This window comes from Pseudomonas sp. AC112, assembly GCF_979253545.1.
Genome location: NZ_CEEDCM010000001.1, coordinates 585,409 through 601,967, shown reverse-complemented (window position 1 = coordinate 601,967; position 16,559 = coordinate 585,409). Strand labels below are relative to the sequence as shown.

The 16,559-nt window shown below is 62.5% G+C and carries 17 protein-coding genes; 8 read left to right on the top strand and 9 right to left on the bottom strand.

From position 1 onward, the window contains the following. Positions 1-69: 69 nt before the first annotated feature. The 6 genes from AC0IYN_RS02920 to AC0IYN_RS02895 are packed head-to-tail and all read right to left on the bottom strand — an operon-like array spanning position 70 to position 5,456. Positions 70-1,995 (bottom strand): response regulator, encoded by a 1,926-nt coding sequence (locus AC0IYN_RS02920; RefSeq protein WP_406598125.1) that lies wholly within the window; start codon positions 1,993-1,995, stop codon positions 70-72. Further along, positions 1,985-2,848, bottom strand: coding sequence for a sensor histidine kinase (locus AC0IYN_RS02915; RefSeq protein WP_406598126.1), 864 nt, complete (start codon positions 2,846-2,848; stop codon positions 1,985-1,987). The genes AC0IYN_RS02920 and AC0IYN_RS02915 overlap by 11 nt, the downstream gene beginning before the upstream one ends. Further along, a complete protein-coding gene (locus AC0IYN_RS02910; RefSeq protein ID WP_471840479.1) occupies positions 2,841-3,848 on the bottom strand; it encodes an ATP-binding protein in 1,008 nt (335 codons plus the stop codon). The genes AC0IYN_RS02915 and AC0IYN_RS02910 overlap by 8 nt, the downstream gene beginning before the upstream one ends. Beyond that, positions 3,839-4,243 (bottom strand): ATP-binding protein, encoded by a 405-nt coding sequence (locus AC0IYN_RS02905; protein ID WP_406598128.1) that lies wholly within the window; start codon positions 4,241-4,243, stop codon positions 3,839-3,841. Before AC0IYN_RS02905 ends, AC0IYN_RS02910 begins: the two co-directional genes overlap by 10 nt. Then, positions 4,240-4,602: an STAS domain-containing protein gene (locus tag AC0IYN_RS02900; protein ID WP_017254285.1), complete on the bottom strand. Its 363-nt coding sequence runs from the start codon at positions 4,600-4,602 to the stop codon at positions 4,240-4,242. Before AC0IYN_RS02900 ends, AC0IYN_RS02905 begins: the two co-directional genes overlap by 4 nt. Positions 4,603-4,604: 2 nt before the next feature. Beyond that, positions 4,605-5,456 carry an STAS domain-containing protein gene (locus AC0IYN_RS02895; protein ID WP_406598129.1) on the bottom strand — a complete coding sequence of 284 codons (852 nt, stop codon included), beginning with the start codon at positions 5,454-5,456 and terminating at the stop codon, positions 4,605-4,607. A 212-nt stretch (positions 5,457-5,668) separates the two neighbouring features. Here AC0IYN_RS02895 and AC0IYN_RS02890 point away from each other — a divergent pair, with 212 nt between their 5' ends. Continuing rightward, on the top strand, positions 5,669-6,571 hold the full coding sequence (locus AC0IYN_RS02890) for a LysR family transcriptional regulator (RefSeq protein ID WP_078047370.1): 903 nt from the start codon (positions 5,669-5,671) through the stop codon (positions 6,569-6,571). Here the strand turns inward: AC0IYN_RS02890 and AC0IYN_RS02885 are convergent. Both AC0IYN_RS02885 and tcuC read right to left on the bottom strand, forming a co-directional pair. Then, entirely contained in the window at positions 6,563-7,321 is a 759-nt protein-coding gene (locus AC0IYN_RS02885) for a substrate-binding domain-containing protein (protein ID WP_406598130.1), read from the bottom strand. The two genes, AC0IYN_RS02890 and AC0IYN_RS02885, sit on opposite strands and share 9 nt — an antisense overlap. Next, entirely contained in the window at positions 7,318-8,625 is a 1,308-nt protein-coding gene (tcuC, locus tag AC0IYN_RS02880) for an MFS transporter (protein ID WP_406598131.1), read from the bottom strand. Before tcuC ends, AC0IYN_RS02885 begins: the two co-directional genes overlap by 4 nt. Before the next feature lie 509 nt (positions 8,626-9,134). Between tcuC and AC0IYN_RS02875 the strand changes: the two genes are divergently transcribed. The 6 genes from AC0IYN_RS02875 (at position 9,135) to AC0IYN_RS02850 (ending at position 15,361) form a co-directional block, all read left to right on the top strand. Then, positions 9,135-9,857, top strand: a complete 723-nt coding sequence (locus AC0IYN_RS02875) for a GntR family transcriptional regulator (RefSeq protein WP_078047374.1) — start codon at positions 9,135-9,137, stop codon at positions 9,855-9,857. Further along, the gene (locus tag AC0IYN_RS02870; protein WP_457267936.1) at positions 9,854-10,642 is read left to right on the top strand and encodes an SDR family oxidoreductase; all 789 of its coding nucleotides are present in this window, start codon (positions 9,854-9,856) and stop codon (positions 10,640-10,642) included. Before AC0IYN_RS02875 ends, AC0IYN_RS02870 begins: the two co-directional genes overlap by 4 nt. A 67-nt stretch (positions 10,643-10,709) precedes the next feature. After that, a complete protein-coding gene (gene kce, locus AC0IYN_RS02865; protein ID WP_099492551.1) occupies positions 10,710-11,642 on the top strand; it encodes a 3,5-dioxohexanoate:acetyl-CoA acetone transferase in 933 nt (310 codons plus the stop codon). A gap of 63 nt (positions 11,643-11,705) precedes the next feature. After that, entirely contained in the window at positions 11,706-12,584 is an 879-nt protein-coding gene (locus tag AC0IYN_RS02860) for an SMP-30/gluconolactonase/LRE family protein (protein WP_471840476.1), read from the top strand. A 73-nt stretch (positions 12,585-12,657) separates the two neighbouring features. Continuing rightward, positions 12,658-13,980: an MFS transporter gene (locus tag AC0IYN_RS02855; RefSeq protein WP_457249152.1), complete on the top strand. Its 1,323-nt coding sequence runs from the start codon at positions 12,658-12,660 to the stop codon at positions 13,978-13,980. Between the two features lie 55 nt (positions 13,981-14,035). Then, the gene (locus tag AC0IYN_RS02850; RefSeq protein ID WP_471840475.1) at positions 14,036-15,361 is read left to right on the top strand and encodes an MFS transporter; all 1,326 of its coding nucleotides are present in this window, start codon (positions 14,036-14,038) and stop codon (positions 15,359-15,361) included. Here the strand turns inward: AC0IYN_RS02850 and AC0IYN_RS02845 are convergent. Then, complete coding sequence (locus AC0IYN_RS02845) at positions 15,316-15,492, bottom strand: hypothetical protein (RefSeq protein WP_458376528.1); 177 nt, start codon at positions 15,490-15,492, stop codon at positions 15,316-15,318. The genes AC0IYN_RS02850 and AC0IYN_RS02845 overlap by 46 nt on opposite strands. Positions 15,493-15,621: 129 nt before the next feature. Here AC0IYN_RS02845 and AC0IYN_RS02840 point away from each other — a divergent pair, with 129 nt between their 5' ends. Further along, positions 15,622-16,545 carry a LysR substrate-binding domain-containing protein gene (locus tag AC0IYN_RS02840; RefSeq protein ID WP_406599952.1) on the top strand — a complete coding sequence of 308 codons (924 nt, stop codon included), beginning with the start codon at positions 15,622-15,624 and terminating at the stop codon, positions 16,543-16,545. Positions 16,546-16,559: the final 14 nt, after the last annotated feature.

The window sequence follows — 16,559 nt, the reverse complement described above, 5'->3', positions numbered from 1 at the left end:
GCCGACCACCCTACCAAGCTTGCCGAAGAACTTCACGTGTGGGAAACCCGCTGTCCCCTTTATCAGTGCCTAGCCCTGGGTCTCCAGACCTTGCCTGAGTTTTTCCAGCAACTCATCGATGTGAAACGGCTTGGTGATCAAGTCCATGCCCTCACCCAGGAAGTTCTGTCGGTTCGCCGCGTTCTCGGCGTAGCCGGTCATGAACAGAATGGGCAGGTTGGGGCGCAGGGCGCGTGCATGGTCGGCCAGCTCGCGGCCAGTCATGTACGGCAGGCCGACATCGGTGAGCAGCAGGTTGATGCTCGGGTCGGCCTGCAGGACGGCCAGTGCTTCGTCACCGTCCGCTGCCAGGCTGCAGCGGTAACCTGCATCGACCAGCACCTCAGCCACGAAGCTGCGCACCGAGGGCATGTCTTCGACGATCAGAATGTGTTCACCCTTGCTGTTACCCGGCACTGCCAATGTCTTGGTGGTCGCGGCGGCGGGGCCAGCGGCGGCGGGGAGCATGATGGTCACCTCGGTGCCCTGGCGGGTGACGCTGCGGATCTGCGCATCACCGCCGGACTGGCGGGCAAACCCGTAGATGGTCGACAGGCCCAGGCCGGTGCCCTGGCCCACTGGTTTGGTGGTGAAGAACGGGTCGAACACCTTGTCGATCACGCTGTGCTCGATGCCCACGCCGTTATCCCTGACCGACAGGGCGATGTAGGGGCCGTTTTCCAGCTTGAGGTTGCCGTTGGAAAACGCCTGGTAGGTCGTGACCCACACAATGCCACCCTGGGGCAGGGCGTCCCGCGCGTTGATCACCAGGTTCAGCACCGCGCTTTCCAGTTGGATCGGGTCCACCATCGCCACGGCGGGGTTGTTGGTCAGCTCCAGTTTCAAGGCGATGTGTTCACCGATGGTGCGCACCAGCAACTCTTCCAGGGAGCGAATATGCGCATTGATATCGATTGGCCGGGTGTCCAGCGGCTGCTGGCGGGCGAAGGCGAGCAAACGGTTGGTGAGGCCGGCGGCACTCAGGGCTGAACTGAGTGCTGCGTCGGCGTAACCCAGGACCTTGTCGGTACGGTTGCTTACGATGCGCTTCTTGATCAGTTCCAGGCTGGTGATGATCCCGGTCAGCAGGTTGTTGAAGTCATGGGCGATACCGCCGGTCAGTTTACCCAGGGCATCCATTTTCTGGGCCTGGAGCAGTTGCGCTTCGGTACGTGCCAACTGGCTGGCGGCATTGGCCAGCTCGGCCTGTTGGTGGCGTTCGCGGTGGCGATGTTCGGTGACATCTTCGACAAACACCAGGCTCAGTTCGGCACGGCGATAGGGTGAAATCTGCCATTCGGTCTCGCGCAGTTGGCCATCGACCTTCATCTGCAGCGTGCCCTTCCAGCGTTCACCGGCTGTCAGGCGCAGGCACAGTTCGTGGATGACCGCGTGCTGGCCGTCTGCGAAGCATTCGAGCAGGGCATCCGGGTTGAGGTTGTCGTGGATCAGTTGGGCGAACGCGTGGTTGCATTCGTGCACTTTGAGCTGTGCATCCATCACCGCGATCGGCGCGCTGATATTGAAGAAGATCTCTCGAAAGCGCGCCTCGCTTTCACGCAGGGCGTATTCGGTGTCGCGCACACGCAGCAAGGTGCGCAGGGTCGCCAGCAAGACGTCAGGGTCGACCGGATGGATCAGGTAGGCGTCGGCACCGGCGTTGAGGCCGGTGATGATGTCACCGGTCTCGATCGACGCGGCCGACACGTGCACCACCGGCAGCAACGCCGTGGCCGGATCGCTGCGCAAGCGCCGCACGATATCGAAGCCGCTCATGTCCGGTAGGTTGACGTCGAGGATCAGTGCATCAATCTTTTCCTTCGCGATCAGGTCCAGTCCGTCCTGGCCCGTGCCGGCTTCGAGCACCGCGTAATCATGGCGCTCCAGGCGCCGACGCAGGGCGTAGCGCGTGGCGGCGTTGTCGTCCACGATCAAGAGTTGAATGTCACGTTTCATTGACGTTCTCGCTGGCGATGGACAGGGGAATGATCACAAAGAACAGCGAGCCCACGCCGGGTGTGCTTTCCACGCCCACGCGACCGCCCAGCAGCTCGGCGAAACGCTTGCACAGGGACAGACCGAGGCCGGTGCCGCGCAGGCGTTTTTGCAACGGTGAATCGATCTGGGAAAAATCTTCGAACAGGTTGTTATGCAGCTCGCCCGGTATGCCCAGGCCTGTGTCCTGTACGGCAAAGCGGATTTCGTGGTCACTCTCCATGCGCGCCGACACGCGCACTTCGCCCTGCACCGTGAACTTCAAGGCATTGGAGATAAAGTTGCGCAGGATCTGCGCCAGCTTCTTGTCATCGGTATAGAGCTTGGGCAGGCCGGATGGCTCTTCGAAGATCAGGTCGACGGACGATGCATCCACAATCGGCCGGAACATCCCGCGCAGTGCCGAGAACAGGTCGAACATATCGAACCAGGCCGGGGAGATGGTGATACGCCCGGCTTCGATCTTCGCCAGGTCCAGCAGGTCGTCGACCATCTCGCGCAGTTCGCGGGCCGAGCTGCGGATGAAACCGACCTGGGTGTGCTGTTCCGGGCTCAACGGGCCATCCAGCTCATCGGCCAGCAGGCTGGTGATGCTCAGGATCGAGCCCAGCGGCGTGCGGAACTCATGGCTCATATAGGACAGGAAGCGGCTTTTCAGGTCCGACGCCTGGCGCAACTGATCGGCCTGCATATCCAGCTCGGCGTACAGCGCCAACACGCCCTGGTTGGTTTCGTCCAATTCGGCGCGCAGATTATCCGCTTCCTGGCGAAGGTGTTGGATTTCAGCGGTAAGCGAGGCGGTGGTGTCAGCCATCAATGGCCTCCAGGGCAATCACGAAGACGGTGACGTCATCCCGGCCGCGACAAAAATCGCGGTGCAGGATGGCGGCAATGAGGGCCGGATGGCGATGAACAAGCCCCGGATAGTCCGACAGGTTCCAGCGTGATTTCAGGCCGTCGCTGTACAGGATCAACAACTGGCCGGCCACTTGAGCGTAGTCGAAGGGCTGTGCCTTGCGAAACTGCACCCCGACGATCCCCGGATGGGACGCCAGGCCGCGCGACTTGCCCGGCCCGATCAGGCTGGCGCCGATATTGCCGACGCCGGTGAACCGCAGGTTGTCGGCATGGGCATCGTACTGGGCCACGGCCATGGCGCCACCTCGGGTGCCGTTCATGCCGATGTGCATGTCGTTCATCAACACCGTCGAATCCGCAAAGGCATACCGTGCGAACACGTCTTCCCCGGCCCTGGCCGCGCGCTCTGCATGCTCGCCATGGCCAAGGCCGTCGGCCATCATCACGCTGAAGCGGCCGGGTTCGATTGCCAAGTGCCAGGCATCGCCGCAGTGTGGATCATCGTGCAGCGAATGCTGGCTGACCCCGTAGCGAATGTCTTTCGGCGTCGACCCGCGTGGGTACAGCCTGGCCAGGATCGCCGTGCCACGCTGATCGGCGTGCGCATCGAACACTTGGGCCAGGCGTGATATAGCGCCCAGGCCGATACCCTGGGTGCCGCCGGTGGAAAAACCGTCCACCAGGCAACTGTCCAGATCAAAGCCTTGCCCACGGTCCATGGCAATCAGTTCGACGCCTCCGTTTCCCGTGGCGCGCAGGTGCAATGCACCATGGTCGGCGTGCTTGAGGACATTGCTGGCCAATTCAGTCGCCACCAAGGCCACGCGGCCGGCATCGGTCTCGTCGAAACCCAATTGCTCGGCGAGACGCTGCGCCACGCGCCGGGCATGGCCGATCTGGCTGGAATCCTCAATCAACAACACGGTGGTGAGGGCGCTGGGAATGTTCAGGCCCATCGGGTGATCGTCACGCGGGTACCCTTGCCTGGCTCGGTGTCCAGTTCAAATTCATCCACCAGACGCTTGGCCCCGGTGAGCCCCAGGCCGAGCCCGCTGCCGGATGTCCAGCCGTCGGTCATCGCCAGCTTCAGGTCGGGAATGCCCGGCCCTTCATCGCGAAATGTCAGGCGGACACCGGGGCGGTGGTCTTTTTCGATCACTGCCCAGTCCATGTAGCCACCACCGCCATACACCACGGTGTTTCGCGCCAACTCACTGACCGCCGTGACCAGTTTGGTCAGGTCGATCAGGCGCATGCCGCAGTCCTGGGCCAGTTTGCGGACCAATTGTCGAGCCAGCACGACGTCCTGTTCGATCAGCACCGGGTGGGTGCCACTGCTGGCTTGGGTCATGAGTGTTCTACCCGGTCACGCAGCAGTTTCATGCCGCGCTCCACATTCAGTGCGGTGGCGACGCCGGGCAGGGTCATGCCCAGTTCCACCAGGGTAATGGCCACGGCTGGCTGCATGCCCACCAGGACGGTCTGGGCGTCCATGATGCGGGACAGGCCCGAAATGGTGCCGATCATGCGCCCGATGAACGAGTCGACCATGTCCAGCGCCGAGATATCGATGAGTACGCCCCGCGCCGAGGTACGGCTGATCCGCTCGGACAGGTCGTCCTGCAAGGTCAGCGCGAGTTGGTCGTGCATGTCCACCTGGATGGTCACGAGCAGGAATTCGCCCATCTGCAAAATAGGGATGCGTTCCATGCTCAGACGGCCTTGGTGACAGTGACGCCTAGGCGTTTGAGGGAGAGGGCCAGGGCATCGGCAAGGTTGGCCTTGGTGACCACGCCTTGCAGGTCAAGGCCCAGGTGCACGATGGTCTGGGCAATCTGCGGGCGCACGCCGCTGATAATGCAGTCGGCACCCATCAGGCGGATGGCCGTGACGGTTTTGAGCAGGTGCTGGGCGACCAGGGTGTCGACGGTCGGCACGCCGGTGATGTCGATAATCGCGATTTCAGCACCGGTGTCGACGATGCGCTGCAGCAGCGACTCCATCACCACTTGGGTGCGTTGCGAGTCCAGCGTGCCGATCATCGGCAGGGCCAGTACGCCATCCCACAGCTTGACCACCGGCGTGGACAGCTCCAGCAGTTCTTCCTGCTGGCGCTTGATCACCGACTCGCGGGACTTCTGGAAGGTGCGGATGGTGTGCATGCCCAGCGCGTCGAGCAGTTCGGAAATCTTCAGCAGTTGTTCGGCAAGCTGCGCCGGTTGCTCGGTGTACACGCGCTGCAGCAGGGCAAACAGCGGGCCTTTGAGGGCAAAGATGAAGCTGGCGGTTTGCTGCGAGTCCTGGCCGGCGAGGGCGCGACTGTGGGACAGTTTTTCCAGGAATACACGGGTTTCTGCCCAGTTTTCATGGTCGGTGTTCTGCGAGCTGCCTTGTTGCAGGGCAGTCGCCAGCAGGTTCAGGAACTCCTGGGTTTGCTGTTTGACGTCGTCGCCCTTGATGTTGCGCGTCGCCCCCGAAGTCTCGAGGCTGGCATTCCATTCGGCAAGGAGGGCGCTGCGATTGTCTTGCAGTGCCTGAATAGTGTTCGTTTGCAGAGTTGCCACGGGTAACCTCCATGAATGCCATCGATGCGAATCGCGCAATTTATACTAATTTGATCTGTTTAGAATTGTTTCAGACGTAATCGTTCGCAGCCGGCGCAGGGAAACGACGATTGCGCTCTGGAACTATAGATTGATACCTCTGATCGGCCAGTGACTCTCCTCAACACCCATACCATAATGCCCACCATCCCGACCACTCTGGCTTCTTTCCCGTGATCATCAACTTCGACCTCAACGACCTCCAGGCCTTCCGCGCCGTGGTAGACAAGGGCAGTTTTCGCGGCGCCGCCGAGGCCATCCGCATCTCGCAACCGGCCCTGAGCCGGCGGATCGAAAAGCTCGAGACCGCCCTCGACGTGAAGCTGTTCGAACGCACCACCCGGCGCGTCAGCCTGACCATGGTCGGCCGCGCGTTCCTGCCCCAGGTCGAGCGCATGCTTGATGACCTCGACGTGGCCCTGATGGGCATCAGCAATGTGGCGTCCACGCGCATGGGCAATGTCACCATCGCTTGCGTGCCGTCGACCGCGTATTACTTCATGCCCCACGTGATCTCCGAATTCCACAAGCTGTACCCGAAGATTCGGCTGCGGGTGCTGGATGCCAGTGCCGGCGAGGTGTGCAATGCGGTGGAGAGTGGCGAGGCGGATTTTGGCGTGAGTTTCAGCGGCAGCCTGGCTGATGAGGTGGAGTTCGAACTGCTGCTGCAAGAGCGCTATGTGCTGGCCTGTCGCCGCGACCACCCGCTGGCCCAGCGCGACAGCGTGACCTGGGTCGAGGCCTATGAGCACGACTACATCACCGTGGACAAAACCTCCGGCAACCGCTTCCTGTTGGACCAGGCCTTGCGCGGCGTGCGGGTGAAAAAGCCGAGTATCTGCGAGACGCACCACGTGACCACGATGATCGGGCTGGTGGAGGCGGGGTTGGGCGTGGCGATGGTGCCGTCGATTGCGATGCCGTCCACGGAGCACCCGATCTTGGTGAGCGTGCCCCTGGTGGAACCGCAGGTGATGCGCAATGTGGGCTTGATCAAACGCCGCGGGCGGACATTGCCGCCGGCGGCGCTGGAGTTGGAGCGGTTAGTGCGGGAGATGCCGTTTCGCTCAGCGTGACACCGAGTCCAGGCCGGTGGATTGCACCACCGGTTGTGCCTCGGGCGAGGCCAGGTAGTGCAGCAGCGCCTTGGCCTGCGCCGGGTGCTCGGCGTTGACCGGGATGCCGGCGGCAAAGCGCGTTACCGATTGCACATCTTCCGGGATCTTGCCGACGTAGGTCACACCTGGCACCGGCAACAATTCCGCCACCTGTTGCAAGCCCACTTCGTAGTCACCCTTGGCGACCTGCTCGGCCACCGGAAGGCGTTCGATCATGGTGCCCTTGGCGGGCATGCCGAGCTTCTTGAACAGCTCTTTCTCGACATACACACCGCTGGCGCTGTCCGAATAGGCCACCGACTTGGCATTGCTCAGGGCGGCCTTCAATTCGGCATCGGTGCCGATAGCCGGCTTGGCCGCGCCGGCCTTCACCACCAGGCCGATGCGCGAGTCTGCCAGTTCCACGCGGGAGGCCGGGTCGACCTTGCCCTGCTTGATCAGCTCATCCAGGGCGTAGCCGACCATGATCACCACGTCGGCGTGTTCGCCACGGGCCAGGCGGTTGGGAATCGCTTCCGGCGCCTTGCCCATGGACGGGCCGAGGATGGTGTCGAGGCTGTCACCGCTTTGCTTGGCGTACTGCGGGCCGAGCAGTTTATACGCGGCAGTGAAGCCGCCAGAGGTCATCACCTTGAGCTGTTCGGCCTGGGCCGTCAGCGCCAGGGCGCCGAGGGCCAGGGCCGTCAGGGTCTTGAACAGTGCCTTCATTGCGCTGCTCCCTGCATCACCTGCCCGCGAGCGTTGGCGCGGCGATACAAGGCGAGGGTCGAGCACAGCGCGCACAGTGCGGCGAACATCATCCAGTAGGCCGGCGACGCCTTGTCTTCGGTGATGTGAATAAACCAGGTGGAGATCGCCGGGGTGAAGCCGCCGAAGATTGCGGTCGCCAGGCTGTAGGCCAGGGAGAAGCCCGCCACGCGGACTTCCACCGGCATGATTTCGGTCAGGGCCGGGATCATCGCACCGTTATACATGCCGTAGAGGAAGGAGAACCACAGCAGGGTTTCCAGCATATGGGCGAAGCTTGGCGCGTTCACCACGTAGGACAGCGCTGGGTAAGCTGTGAGAACGGTCAGCACGGTCATGGCGATCAGTACCGGCTTGCGACCGAAGCGGTCACTCAACGTACCGCCGATCGGCAGCCAGACAAAGTTCGACACCGCCACCAGCAAGGTCACCAGCAGGGCATCCGAGGTGCTCAGTTGCAGCACGGTCTTGCCGAAGGTCGGCGCGTACACGGTGATCAGGTAGAACGCGGTGGTGGTCATGGCCACCATCAGCATGCCGCCGATGACCACGGTCCAGTTCTTCACCAGGGTCGCCAGCACTTCACGCATGGTCGGGCGATGCTTGCGGTTGGCGAACTCTTCGGTTTCCTGCAGGTTACGCCGCAGGATAAAGATGAACGGGATGATCACACAGCCGATGGCAAACGGAATGCGCCAGCCCCAATCGGCTACCACGGCGGGTTCCATCCACACGTTCAGGCCATAACCCAGCGCGGCGGCGACCACGATGGAGATCTGTTGGCTGCCCGATTGCCAGCTGGTGTAGAAGCCTTTGCGGCCGGGGGTGGCCATTTCGGACAGGTACACCGACACACCGCCCAGTTCCGCGCCGGCCGAGAAGCCCTGCAACAGGCGGCCCAGCAGCACCAGCAAAGGTGCCCAGAGGCCAATGGTGTGATAACCGGGCACCAGCACGATCAGCAACGTGCCGCTGGCCATGATCGAGAGCGTCACGATCAGCCCCTTGCGGCGACCGACGTCATCGATGTAGGCACCCAAGATAATCGCGCCCAGCGGGCGCATCAGGAAGCCCGCGCCGAACACGGCGAAGGTCATCATTAATGACGCAAACTCATTAGCGGCAGGGAAGAACGCGGCAGCGATGTAGGTGGCGTAGAAACCGAACAGAAAGAAGTCGAACTGTTCGAGGAAGTTGCCCGAAGTAACGCGGAATACCGCACCAACTTTCGAACGGGCAGAGTCGGGCCGGGTAGGGCTAGTCATGGTTTTGTGTCTCCAGCGTTCTTTTTAAAGTGCTTGTTTCGCTTAAGACTTGGAATAGTGGCTGACACATTTAGAAATGATAAGTGACAAATTTGGATAGATTGATGTTCATTGGCTATCAATCGGCTATAAGCCAAAACCGCATCGGCTGTTCTATGCTGAAGACGTGACCAATTCTTACGGATGGGAGGTGGCAATGACGGATCAACAGACACGGCGAGATGAGCCGCAACGCGAGCAACCCCAACGGCGGGAGGAAGAGAAACCGCAAACCTGGAAGCATCCCGATGATGGGACGGAGCTTTCCGAGCGGGATCAGGAACGTCCGCTGAAACCCTGAGTGCACACCAACTGTAGGAGCCGGCTTGCCGGCGATGGCGTAGTCGAGATCGCCATCGCCGGCAAGCCGGCTCCTGCGTTTCTGCTGCGCGAAGATAGGAAACTATTTGACATATTTGATTTGTGATCACATATTGAGGCCATAAGAACGACAACACAGGTTTTGCCTCATGACAGATGGTCCGCTCCTCCTGCCCACCCTGCGCCAGGTGTCCCGCGATACCTTGCAAGACCAGGTCTATCGCCAGATCCGCGAAGCCTTGATGAGTGGCCGTTTCCAGCCCGGCCAGAAACTCACTATCCGCGGCCTCGCCGAAGCCCTCGGTTCCAGCCCCATGCCGGTGCGTGAAGCCCTGCAGCGCCTCAGCGCCGAAAACGCCTTTGAAGTCACCGAAACCTCGCGTCTGCGCGTCCGCTTGATGACGGTCGAACGCCTACGGGAAATTCGCGATGCACGGGTCGCCCTCGAAGGGCTCCTGGCGGAAAAAGCCGTGCTGCTCCTGCAGAAGGCCGACCTCGATGAAATCACCGACCTGTGCCAGCAAATGCAGCACGCCGCCGACGAAGTCGACGTGTCCCGCTACCTGTGGACCAACTTTGCCTTTCACCGGCGCATCTACGCCGTGGCCCAGGCCGAGTTGACCATGGCCGCCGTGGAAAACTTCTGGCTGCACATGGGCCCGTGCTTCGCGCTGGTCGCCCCGGACAAAGCTCACCTGCAACGCTCGATGGAGGCGCACACGCGCATCGTCGAAGCCCTGGCTGCCCGTGATGGCGCGGGTGCACGCGCGGCGGTGACCGATGACATCATGCAGGCCGCCGATTCCCTGGCGCGCCTGCTCGTCAAGAACGACCGTGCGCGGTCGTCTGCTTCAGGAGGTAAACGTGCATGAGTGTCCTACAACGGCTGCAGCCCTATCCTGGGTTACGTGTGTTGATTTCCGGCGGGGCTGCCGGCATCGGTGAAGTGTTGGCAGCGGCGTATCTGGAAGCCGGTGCCCAGGTGCATGTGTGTGATGTGAGCGAGCCGGCCCTGGCCGCGTTTCGCGACAAATACCCGGGCACGGTTGCCACCCGTGCCGATGTCAGCGATGCCGCACAGATCGAAGCGGTGTTCCAGGTGCAGCGCGAGCATTTCGGCGGCCTCGATGTGTTGGTCAACAACGCCGGGATCGCCGGGCCCACTGGCGGCATCGATGCGATCAGCGACGCGGAGTGGCAAGCCACTATCGACATCAATCTCACCGCGCAGTACCGGTTTGCCCACCACGCGGTGCCGATGCTCAAGGAATCGTCCCACGGCCATCTGCTGCATATCGCCTCGGTGGCGGGGCGCTTGGGCTACGCGTGGCGCACGCCGTACGCGGCGACCAAATGGGCGATTATCGGCCTGATGAAATCCCTGGCCTCGGAGCTGGGCGAGAGCGACATCCGCGTCAATGCCTTGCTGCCCGGCATCGTCGAAGGTCCGCGCATGGACGGCGTGATCCGCGCGCGTGCCGAACAGGTCGGCGTGCCCGAAGCCGAGATGCGCCAGGAATACCTCAACAAGATTTCCCTCAAGCGCATGGTCACCGCCGAAGACGTGGCAGCCATGGCGCTGTTCCTCTGTTCGCCCGCCGCACGCAACGTGACCGGCCAGGCGATCAGCGTCGACGGTAACGTCGAGTACCTGTAAGCCACGGAAGAACACATCGCGCTGCACCCAGGATTTTTTTCATAAGAATAAAAGTCGGAGATTCGTCATGTCCAAAAATCGTCCTGTCATCATCACCTGCGCCGTCACCGGTGCGATTCATACGCCGTCGATGTCGCCGCATCTGCCCATCACTGCGCAGGAAATTGCCGACGCCGCCATCGGTGCCGCCGAGGCTGGCGCCGCGATTGTCCACCTGCATGCCCGCGATCCGATTGATGGCCGTCCCAGCCAGGACCCGGCGCTGTTCGCCGAATTCCTGCCGCACATCAAGGCCGCCAGCGACGTGGTGATCAACATCACCACCGGCGGTGCTCCGACCATGGGCGTGGAAGAACGCCTGCAGCCGGTGATGCAGTTCAAGCCGGAATTAGCCTCGCTGAACATGGGCTCGATGAACTTCGGCCTGTACGAAATGCTCAACCGCTTTACCGAGTTCAAGCACGACTGGGAGCGGCCGTATTTGGAGGACAGTGACGACCGGATATTCCGCAACACCTTCCGCGACATCACCCACATCCTCAATTCGTGCGCCGAGAACCGCACGCGTTTTGAGATCGAGTGCTACGACATCGGCCACCTGTACACCGCTGCACACTTCCTGGAGCGCGGCCTGCTCAAGCCGCCATTGTTTATCCAGTCGGTGTTCGGCCTGCGCGGCGGTATCGGCGGCCACCCGGAAGACCTGGCGCACATGCGCCGCACCGCCGACCGCCTGTTTGGCGACGACTATGTGTGGTCGATCCTTGGCGCCGGGCGTGGGCAGATTCCGCTGGCGACCATGGGCCTGTCCATGGGCAGCAACGCCCGTGTCGGCCTGGAAGATTCGCTGTGGGATGGCCCGGGCAAACTGGCGGCGTCGAATGCCGACCAGGTCCGGCGTATTCGTACCGTGATCGAAGCGCTTGGCCATCGGGTCGCTACGCCGGATGAAGCGCGGGAAATCCTCGGGCTCAAGGGGCGCGACCAGGTCAACTTCTAACTCAACAAACCGCCGCGTCAAGGCGCGGCCTGCATCCCGCACAACAACAATAAGGGGATCACCATGCGTATCGAAGTGCTTGTCGACGTCAAGACCACCCTGGGCGAAGGCCCGGTGTGGGACGTCGAGCAACAACGCTTGTATTGGATCGACAGCGCCGACGGCCGCATCCTGCGCTGCACCGACGATGGCCGCGAACTGCGGGCCTGGGAGGTGGGCCAGAAGATCGGCTCCATGGCCCTGCGTCGCGAGGGCGTGTCGGCCATCGTCGTGCTGCAGAACGGCGTGCATACCCTCGACCTCAACAGCGGTGAGCTCAACCTGGTCATCGACCCGGAACCGCACCTGCCCGACAACCGCCTCAACGACGGCAAGGTCGACCGCCAGGGCCGCTTCATCTTCGGCTCCATGGACACCCAGGAGGACAACGCCAGCGCCAAGCTTTACCGCCTGGACGCCGACCTGAGCCTGCACACCCTGGACGAAGGCATCATCGTGTCCAACGGCCCGTGCTGGAGCCCATCGGGTGACACCTTCTACTTCTGCGACACCTGGTCCGGCGAGATCTGGGCCTATGACTACGACCTGGCCACCGGCAGTGTCAGCAATCGTCGCACCTTCGCCAAGGTCGACACCTCCGGCGGGGGCGCTGCCGATGGCTGCACCGTGGATGCCGAAGGCTGCCTGTGGCAGGCGCTGGTCTACGCCGGAAAACTGGTGCGCTACACCCCCGACGGGCACGTCGACCGCATCATCCAGATGCCGGTGAAAAAGGTCACCAGCCTGACCTTTGGCGGGCCGAATCTCGACACCCTGTTTGTGACCTCCATGGCCAAGCCGCCGCTGCCGCGTTTTCCGGCAGACGGCCAGCAGCGCGGAGCGCTGTTCGCCATTACCGGGTTGGGCGTGCAAGGAATAGCCGAGCGACGGTTCGCCAGCTAGCGCGTGTGTGTGACAAGGCATATTCCTTCGCAACCTTGTGTCAGTGCGCGCCCTTGCGCGCCTGGAGAGGCCCATGGCAACTATAAAAAAAGCGTCGCTGCGCAGCATTCACCGGCATTCCTGGGTGTCGCTGCTGGTCTGCTGGATGATCTGGATCCTCAACGCCTACGACCGTGAGATCGTGCTGCGCCTGGGGCCGACCATCTCCAAGCATTTCGATTTATCCGCCGACCAATGGGGCACCGTGGCCACGGTGGTCATGCTGGCCCTGGCGCTGCTGGATATTCCCGGGTCGATGTGGAGCGACCGCTACGGTGGCGGCTGGAAACGTGCGCGCTTCCAGGTGCCGCTGGTGCTGGGCTACACCGCGATTTCGTTCCTGTCCGGCTTCAAGGCGTTGAGCGGCAATCTCGCCACTTTTATTGCCCTGCGTGTCGGCGTCAACCTCGGCGCCGGCTGGGGTGAACCGGTGGGCGTGAGCAATACCGCCGAATGGTGGCCGGTGGAGCGTCGCGGCTTTGCCTTGGGCGCGCACCACACCGGCTACCCGATTGGGGCGATGCTCAGCGGTATCGTCGCAAGTTTCGTCATCACCGTGTTTGGTGAGGAGAACTGGCGCTACGTGTTCTTCTTCGCCTTCGTGGTGGCGTTGCCGCTGATGATCTTCTGGGCGCGTTATTCCACCGCCGAGCGCATCACCGCGTTGTACGTCGACATCGCCGCCAAAGGCATGACCCCGCCGGACAGCGCCCCGGCCAGTTCGGTGAAAGGCGAAGCCTGGCGTACCTTTGTCGCCACATTGCGCAACCGCAATATCGCCCTGACAGCGGGCAATACGATGCTCACTCAAGTGGTGTACATGGGCGTGAACATCGTGCTGCCGGCCTACCTCTACAACATCGCCGGATTATCGCTGGCCGAGTCGGCGGGGATGAGCGTGGTGTTCACCCTCACCGGCATCCTCGGGCAACTGGTGTGGCCGTCGCTGTCGGACATCATTGGCCGGCGCACCACCCTGATCATCTGCGGGCTGTGGATGGCGGCGAGTGTCGGCGCGTTCTACTTCGCCAACACCCTGACGTTGATCATCGTCGTGCAACTGCTGTTCGGCCTGGTGGCGAATGCAGTGTGGCCGATCTACTACGCGGTGGCCTGCGACTCGGCAGAGTCGTCGGCGACCTCCACCGCCAACGGCATCATCACGACGGCGATGTTCATCGGCGGCGGCCTGGCGCCGGTGCTGATGGGCAGCATCATCGCCATGGGCGGCGGCTGGACCACGCTGCACGGCTACACCCTGTGCTTCTTCGTGATGGCCGGCTGCGCCCTGGGCGGCGCACTGCTGCAACTGTTTTCCCATCGCCCCCAGGCGCTGGTTGTGCAACTCGACTCCTAGAACAACACCGATGCGCCCCCCAGCCTGGCTGGCGGGGCGCCAAGAGGAATTGCCGATGACTACCGTCCCCCACGCCCGCGAGCCGCAGGCGTTGAACAAACTGATGTTCGTCAAGCTGATGCCCTTGCTGATCATCGCCTACATCCTTAGCTTCCTGGACCGCACCAACATCGCCCTGGCCAAGCATCACCTGGACGTCGACCTGGGCATTTCCGCCGCGGCGTACGGGTTGGGCGCGGGGCTGTTTTTCCTGACGTATGCGCTGTCGGAAATCCCCAGCAACCTGATCATGCACAAGGTCGGCGCGCGGTTCTGGATCGCGCGGATCATGGTGACCTGGGGCCTGATCTCGGCGGCCATGGCCTTTGTGCAAGGCGAGACGTCGTTCTACGTGCTGCGCCTGTTGCTGGGCATTGCCGAGGCCGGTCTGTTTCCGGGCGTGATGCTGTACCTGACCTACTGGTTCAACCGTGAACAACGGGCGCGCGCCACCGGCTATTTCCTGCTCGGCGTGTGCTTTGCCAACATCATCGGCGGCCCGGTGGGCGCCGCCTTGATGCGCATGGACGGTATGCTCGGCTGGCATGGCTGGCAGTGGATGTTCCTGCTCGAAGGCTTGCCGGCCGTGGCGTTTGCCTGGGTGGTCTGGCGCAAGTTGCCGGACCGCCCGAGCAAGGCGCCCTGGCTGTCGGCCGAGGAAGCGCGCGGGATCGAACAGCGCATCGCGCTGGAAACCGAAGAGGGCGCAGGCGAGGGGGGCCACTCGTTGAAAAACTGGCTGACCCCGCAAATCCTGCTGGCGATTTTTGTGTACTTTTGCCATCAGATCACCATCTACACCGTGATCTTTTTCCTGCCGAGCATCATCAGCAAGTACGGTGAACTGAGCACCATGAGTGTTGGCCTGCTGACCTCCTTGCCTTGGATCGCGGCGGCCCTCGGCGCAGTACTGATCCCGCGATTTGCCACGACGCCGGGGCGTTGTCGGCGGTTGTTGGTCACCGGGCTGCTGACCATGGCGCTGGGGTTGGCCATCGCATCGATGTCGGGGCCGGTGTTCAGCCTGCTGGGCTTTTGCCTGTCGGCGGTGATGTTCTTTGTGGTGCAGTCGATCATCTTTCTGTACCCGGCTTCACGCCTCAAGGGCGTGGCACTGGCGGGCGGCTTGGGCTTCGTCAACGCCTGCGGATTGTTGGGCGGGTTTGTCGGGCCGTCGGTGATGGGCGTGATCGAGATGAGCACCGGCAATGCGATGAACGGCTTGAAAGTCATCGCGCTGGTATTGGTGGTAGCGGCGCTGGCGGCCTTGCGTCTGCGCCAGGGCCAGGAGGAGGCTCAGACCAGTAACGCGGTGGGAAACCCTGAAGCCAGCACCAGGTAGGCCACGACCGCCGCCAGGCATAAGCCGACGAATACGCGCAGCAATGTCCTGGCGGTGGGATGGGCGATGAACTTGATGGCCCAGAGCAAACTCCCGCCGAGCAGGAGGCTCAGGGCAAGAATGACCAGCACGTTGGTGTTCCTGCGACCTTAGAGAGCTGATTTATAGTCGCAAAGCCGCTGGATGAACAGTGCGCACATAGACGCAGGCCCCCGCGCTTTCTAAACTGCGGCTTGTCTTGGGGAAAGGGGCAGGCGCCGATGAATCGCAATGAATTACGCAAGGCCGACATCAACCTGATGGTGGTGTTCGAAGCGTTGATGCTCGAGCGCAACGTGACGCGGGTGGCGGAGAAGCTGTTTCTCGGCCAGCCGACCATCAGTTCGGCCCTCAACCGCTTGCGCACGCTATTCAACGACCCGCTGTTCATTCGCGTCGGCCACCGCATGGAGCCGACGGCGCGGGCCGAGGAAATCATCCAGCACCTGTCGCCGGCCCTGGATTCGTTGTCGTCGGCCTTGAGCCTGACCCACGATTTCGACCCGTCCATCAGCACCATGACCTTTCGCATCGGCCTGTCCGATGATGTCGAGTTCGGCCTGCTGCCGCCGTTGCTGCGCGCCTTGCGCCAGGAAGCGCCGCAAGTGGTATTCGTGGTGCAGCATGTGGACTACTGGCGCATTCCCGACCTGCTGGCCTCCGGCGATATCACCGTCGGTATCACCCAGACCCGTGGCCTGCCGGCCAATGCCAAGCGCAAGCTGCTGCGCCATATCCGCCCACGCTTGCTGCGCGCCGATGCCTCGGACACACCGCTGACCCTCGATGAATATTGCTCGCGGCCTCATGTGCTGGTGTCCCACACCGCCAACGTGTCCGGGTTCGCCGATGAGTGGCTGGCGGAAATCGGCCGCAAGCGTCACGTGGTGCTGTCGGTGCCGCAATACAGCGCGCTGCCGGCGTTGTTGGCCGGCACTGACCTGATCGCCAGCCTGCCGGACTACACCGCCGAGGCCATGGCGGTGTCGGGCCAACTGTTCTGCGAGCCGTTTCCGTTCGAGACACCGACCCTGGATTTGTCCATGGTCTGGCTCAGCCATGTCGACACCGACCCGGCCGAGCGCTGGGTGCGTTCGCGCCTGGAAGCGTTCATGAGCGACCGAGGGCTGGCGGCCAAGCCCTGACTGACAGCGCTTTC

Coding starts and splice junctions, on each gene's coding strand:
- AC0IYN_RS02920 (WP_406598125.1), bottom strand. CDS start 1,995: ATGAAACGTGACATTCAACTCTTGATCGTGGACGACAACGCCGCCACG.
- AC0IYN_RS02915 (WP_406598126.1), bottom strand. CDS start 2,848: ATGGCTGACACCACCGCCTCGCTTACCGCTGAAATCCAACACCTTCGC.
- AC0IYN_RS02875 (WP_078047374.1), top strand. CDS start 9,135: ATGACAGATGGTCCGCTCCTCCTGCCCACCCTGCGCCAGGTGTCCCGC.
- AC0IYN_RS02885 (WP_406598130.1), bottom strand. CDS start 7,321: ATGAAGGCACTGTTCAAGACCCTGACGGCCCTGGCCCTCGGCGCCCTG.
- AC0IYN_RS02850 (WP_471840475.1), top strand. CDS start 14,036: ATGACTACCGTCCCCCACGCCCGCGAGCCGCAGGCGTTGAACAAACTG.
- AC0IYN_RS02910 (WP_471840479.1), bottom strand. CDS start 3,848: ATGGGCCTGAACATTCCCAGCGCCCTCACCACCGTGTTGTTGATTGAG.
- AC0IYN_RS02900 (WP_017254285.1), bottom strand. CDS start 4,602: ATGGAACGCATCCCTATTTTGCAGATGGGCGAATTCCTGCTCGTGACC.
- AC0IYN_RS02905 (WP_406598128.1), bottom strand. CDS start 4,243: ATGACCCAAGCCAGCAGTGGCACCCACCCGGTGCTGATCGAACAGGAC.
- AC0IYN_RS02840 (WP_406599952.1), top strand. CDS start 15,622: ATGAATCGCAATGAATTACGCAAGGCCGACATCAACCTGATGGTGGTG.
- AC0IYN_RS02870 (WP_457267936.1), top strand. CDS start 9,854: ATGAGTGTCCTACAACGGCTGCAGCCCTATCCTGGGTTACGTGTGTTG.
- kce (WP_099492551.1), top strand. CDS start 10,710: ATGTCCAAAAATCGTCCTGTCATCATCACCTGCGCCGTCACCGGTGCG.
- AC0IYN_RS02855 (WP_457249152.1), top strand. CDS start 12,658: ATGGCAACTATAAAAAAAGCGTCGCTGCGCAGCATTCACCGGCATTCC.
- AC0IYN_RS02860 (WP_471840476.1), top strand. CDS start 11,706: ATGCGTATCGAAGTGCTTGTCGACGTCAAGACCACCCTGGGCGAAGGC.
- tcuC (WP_406598131.1), bottom strand. CDS start 8,625: ATGACTAGCCCTACCCGGCCCGACTCTGCCCGTTCGAAAGTTGGTGCG.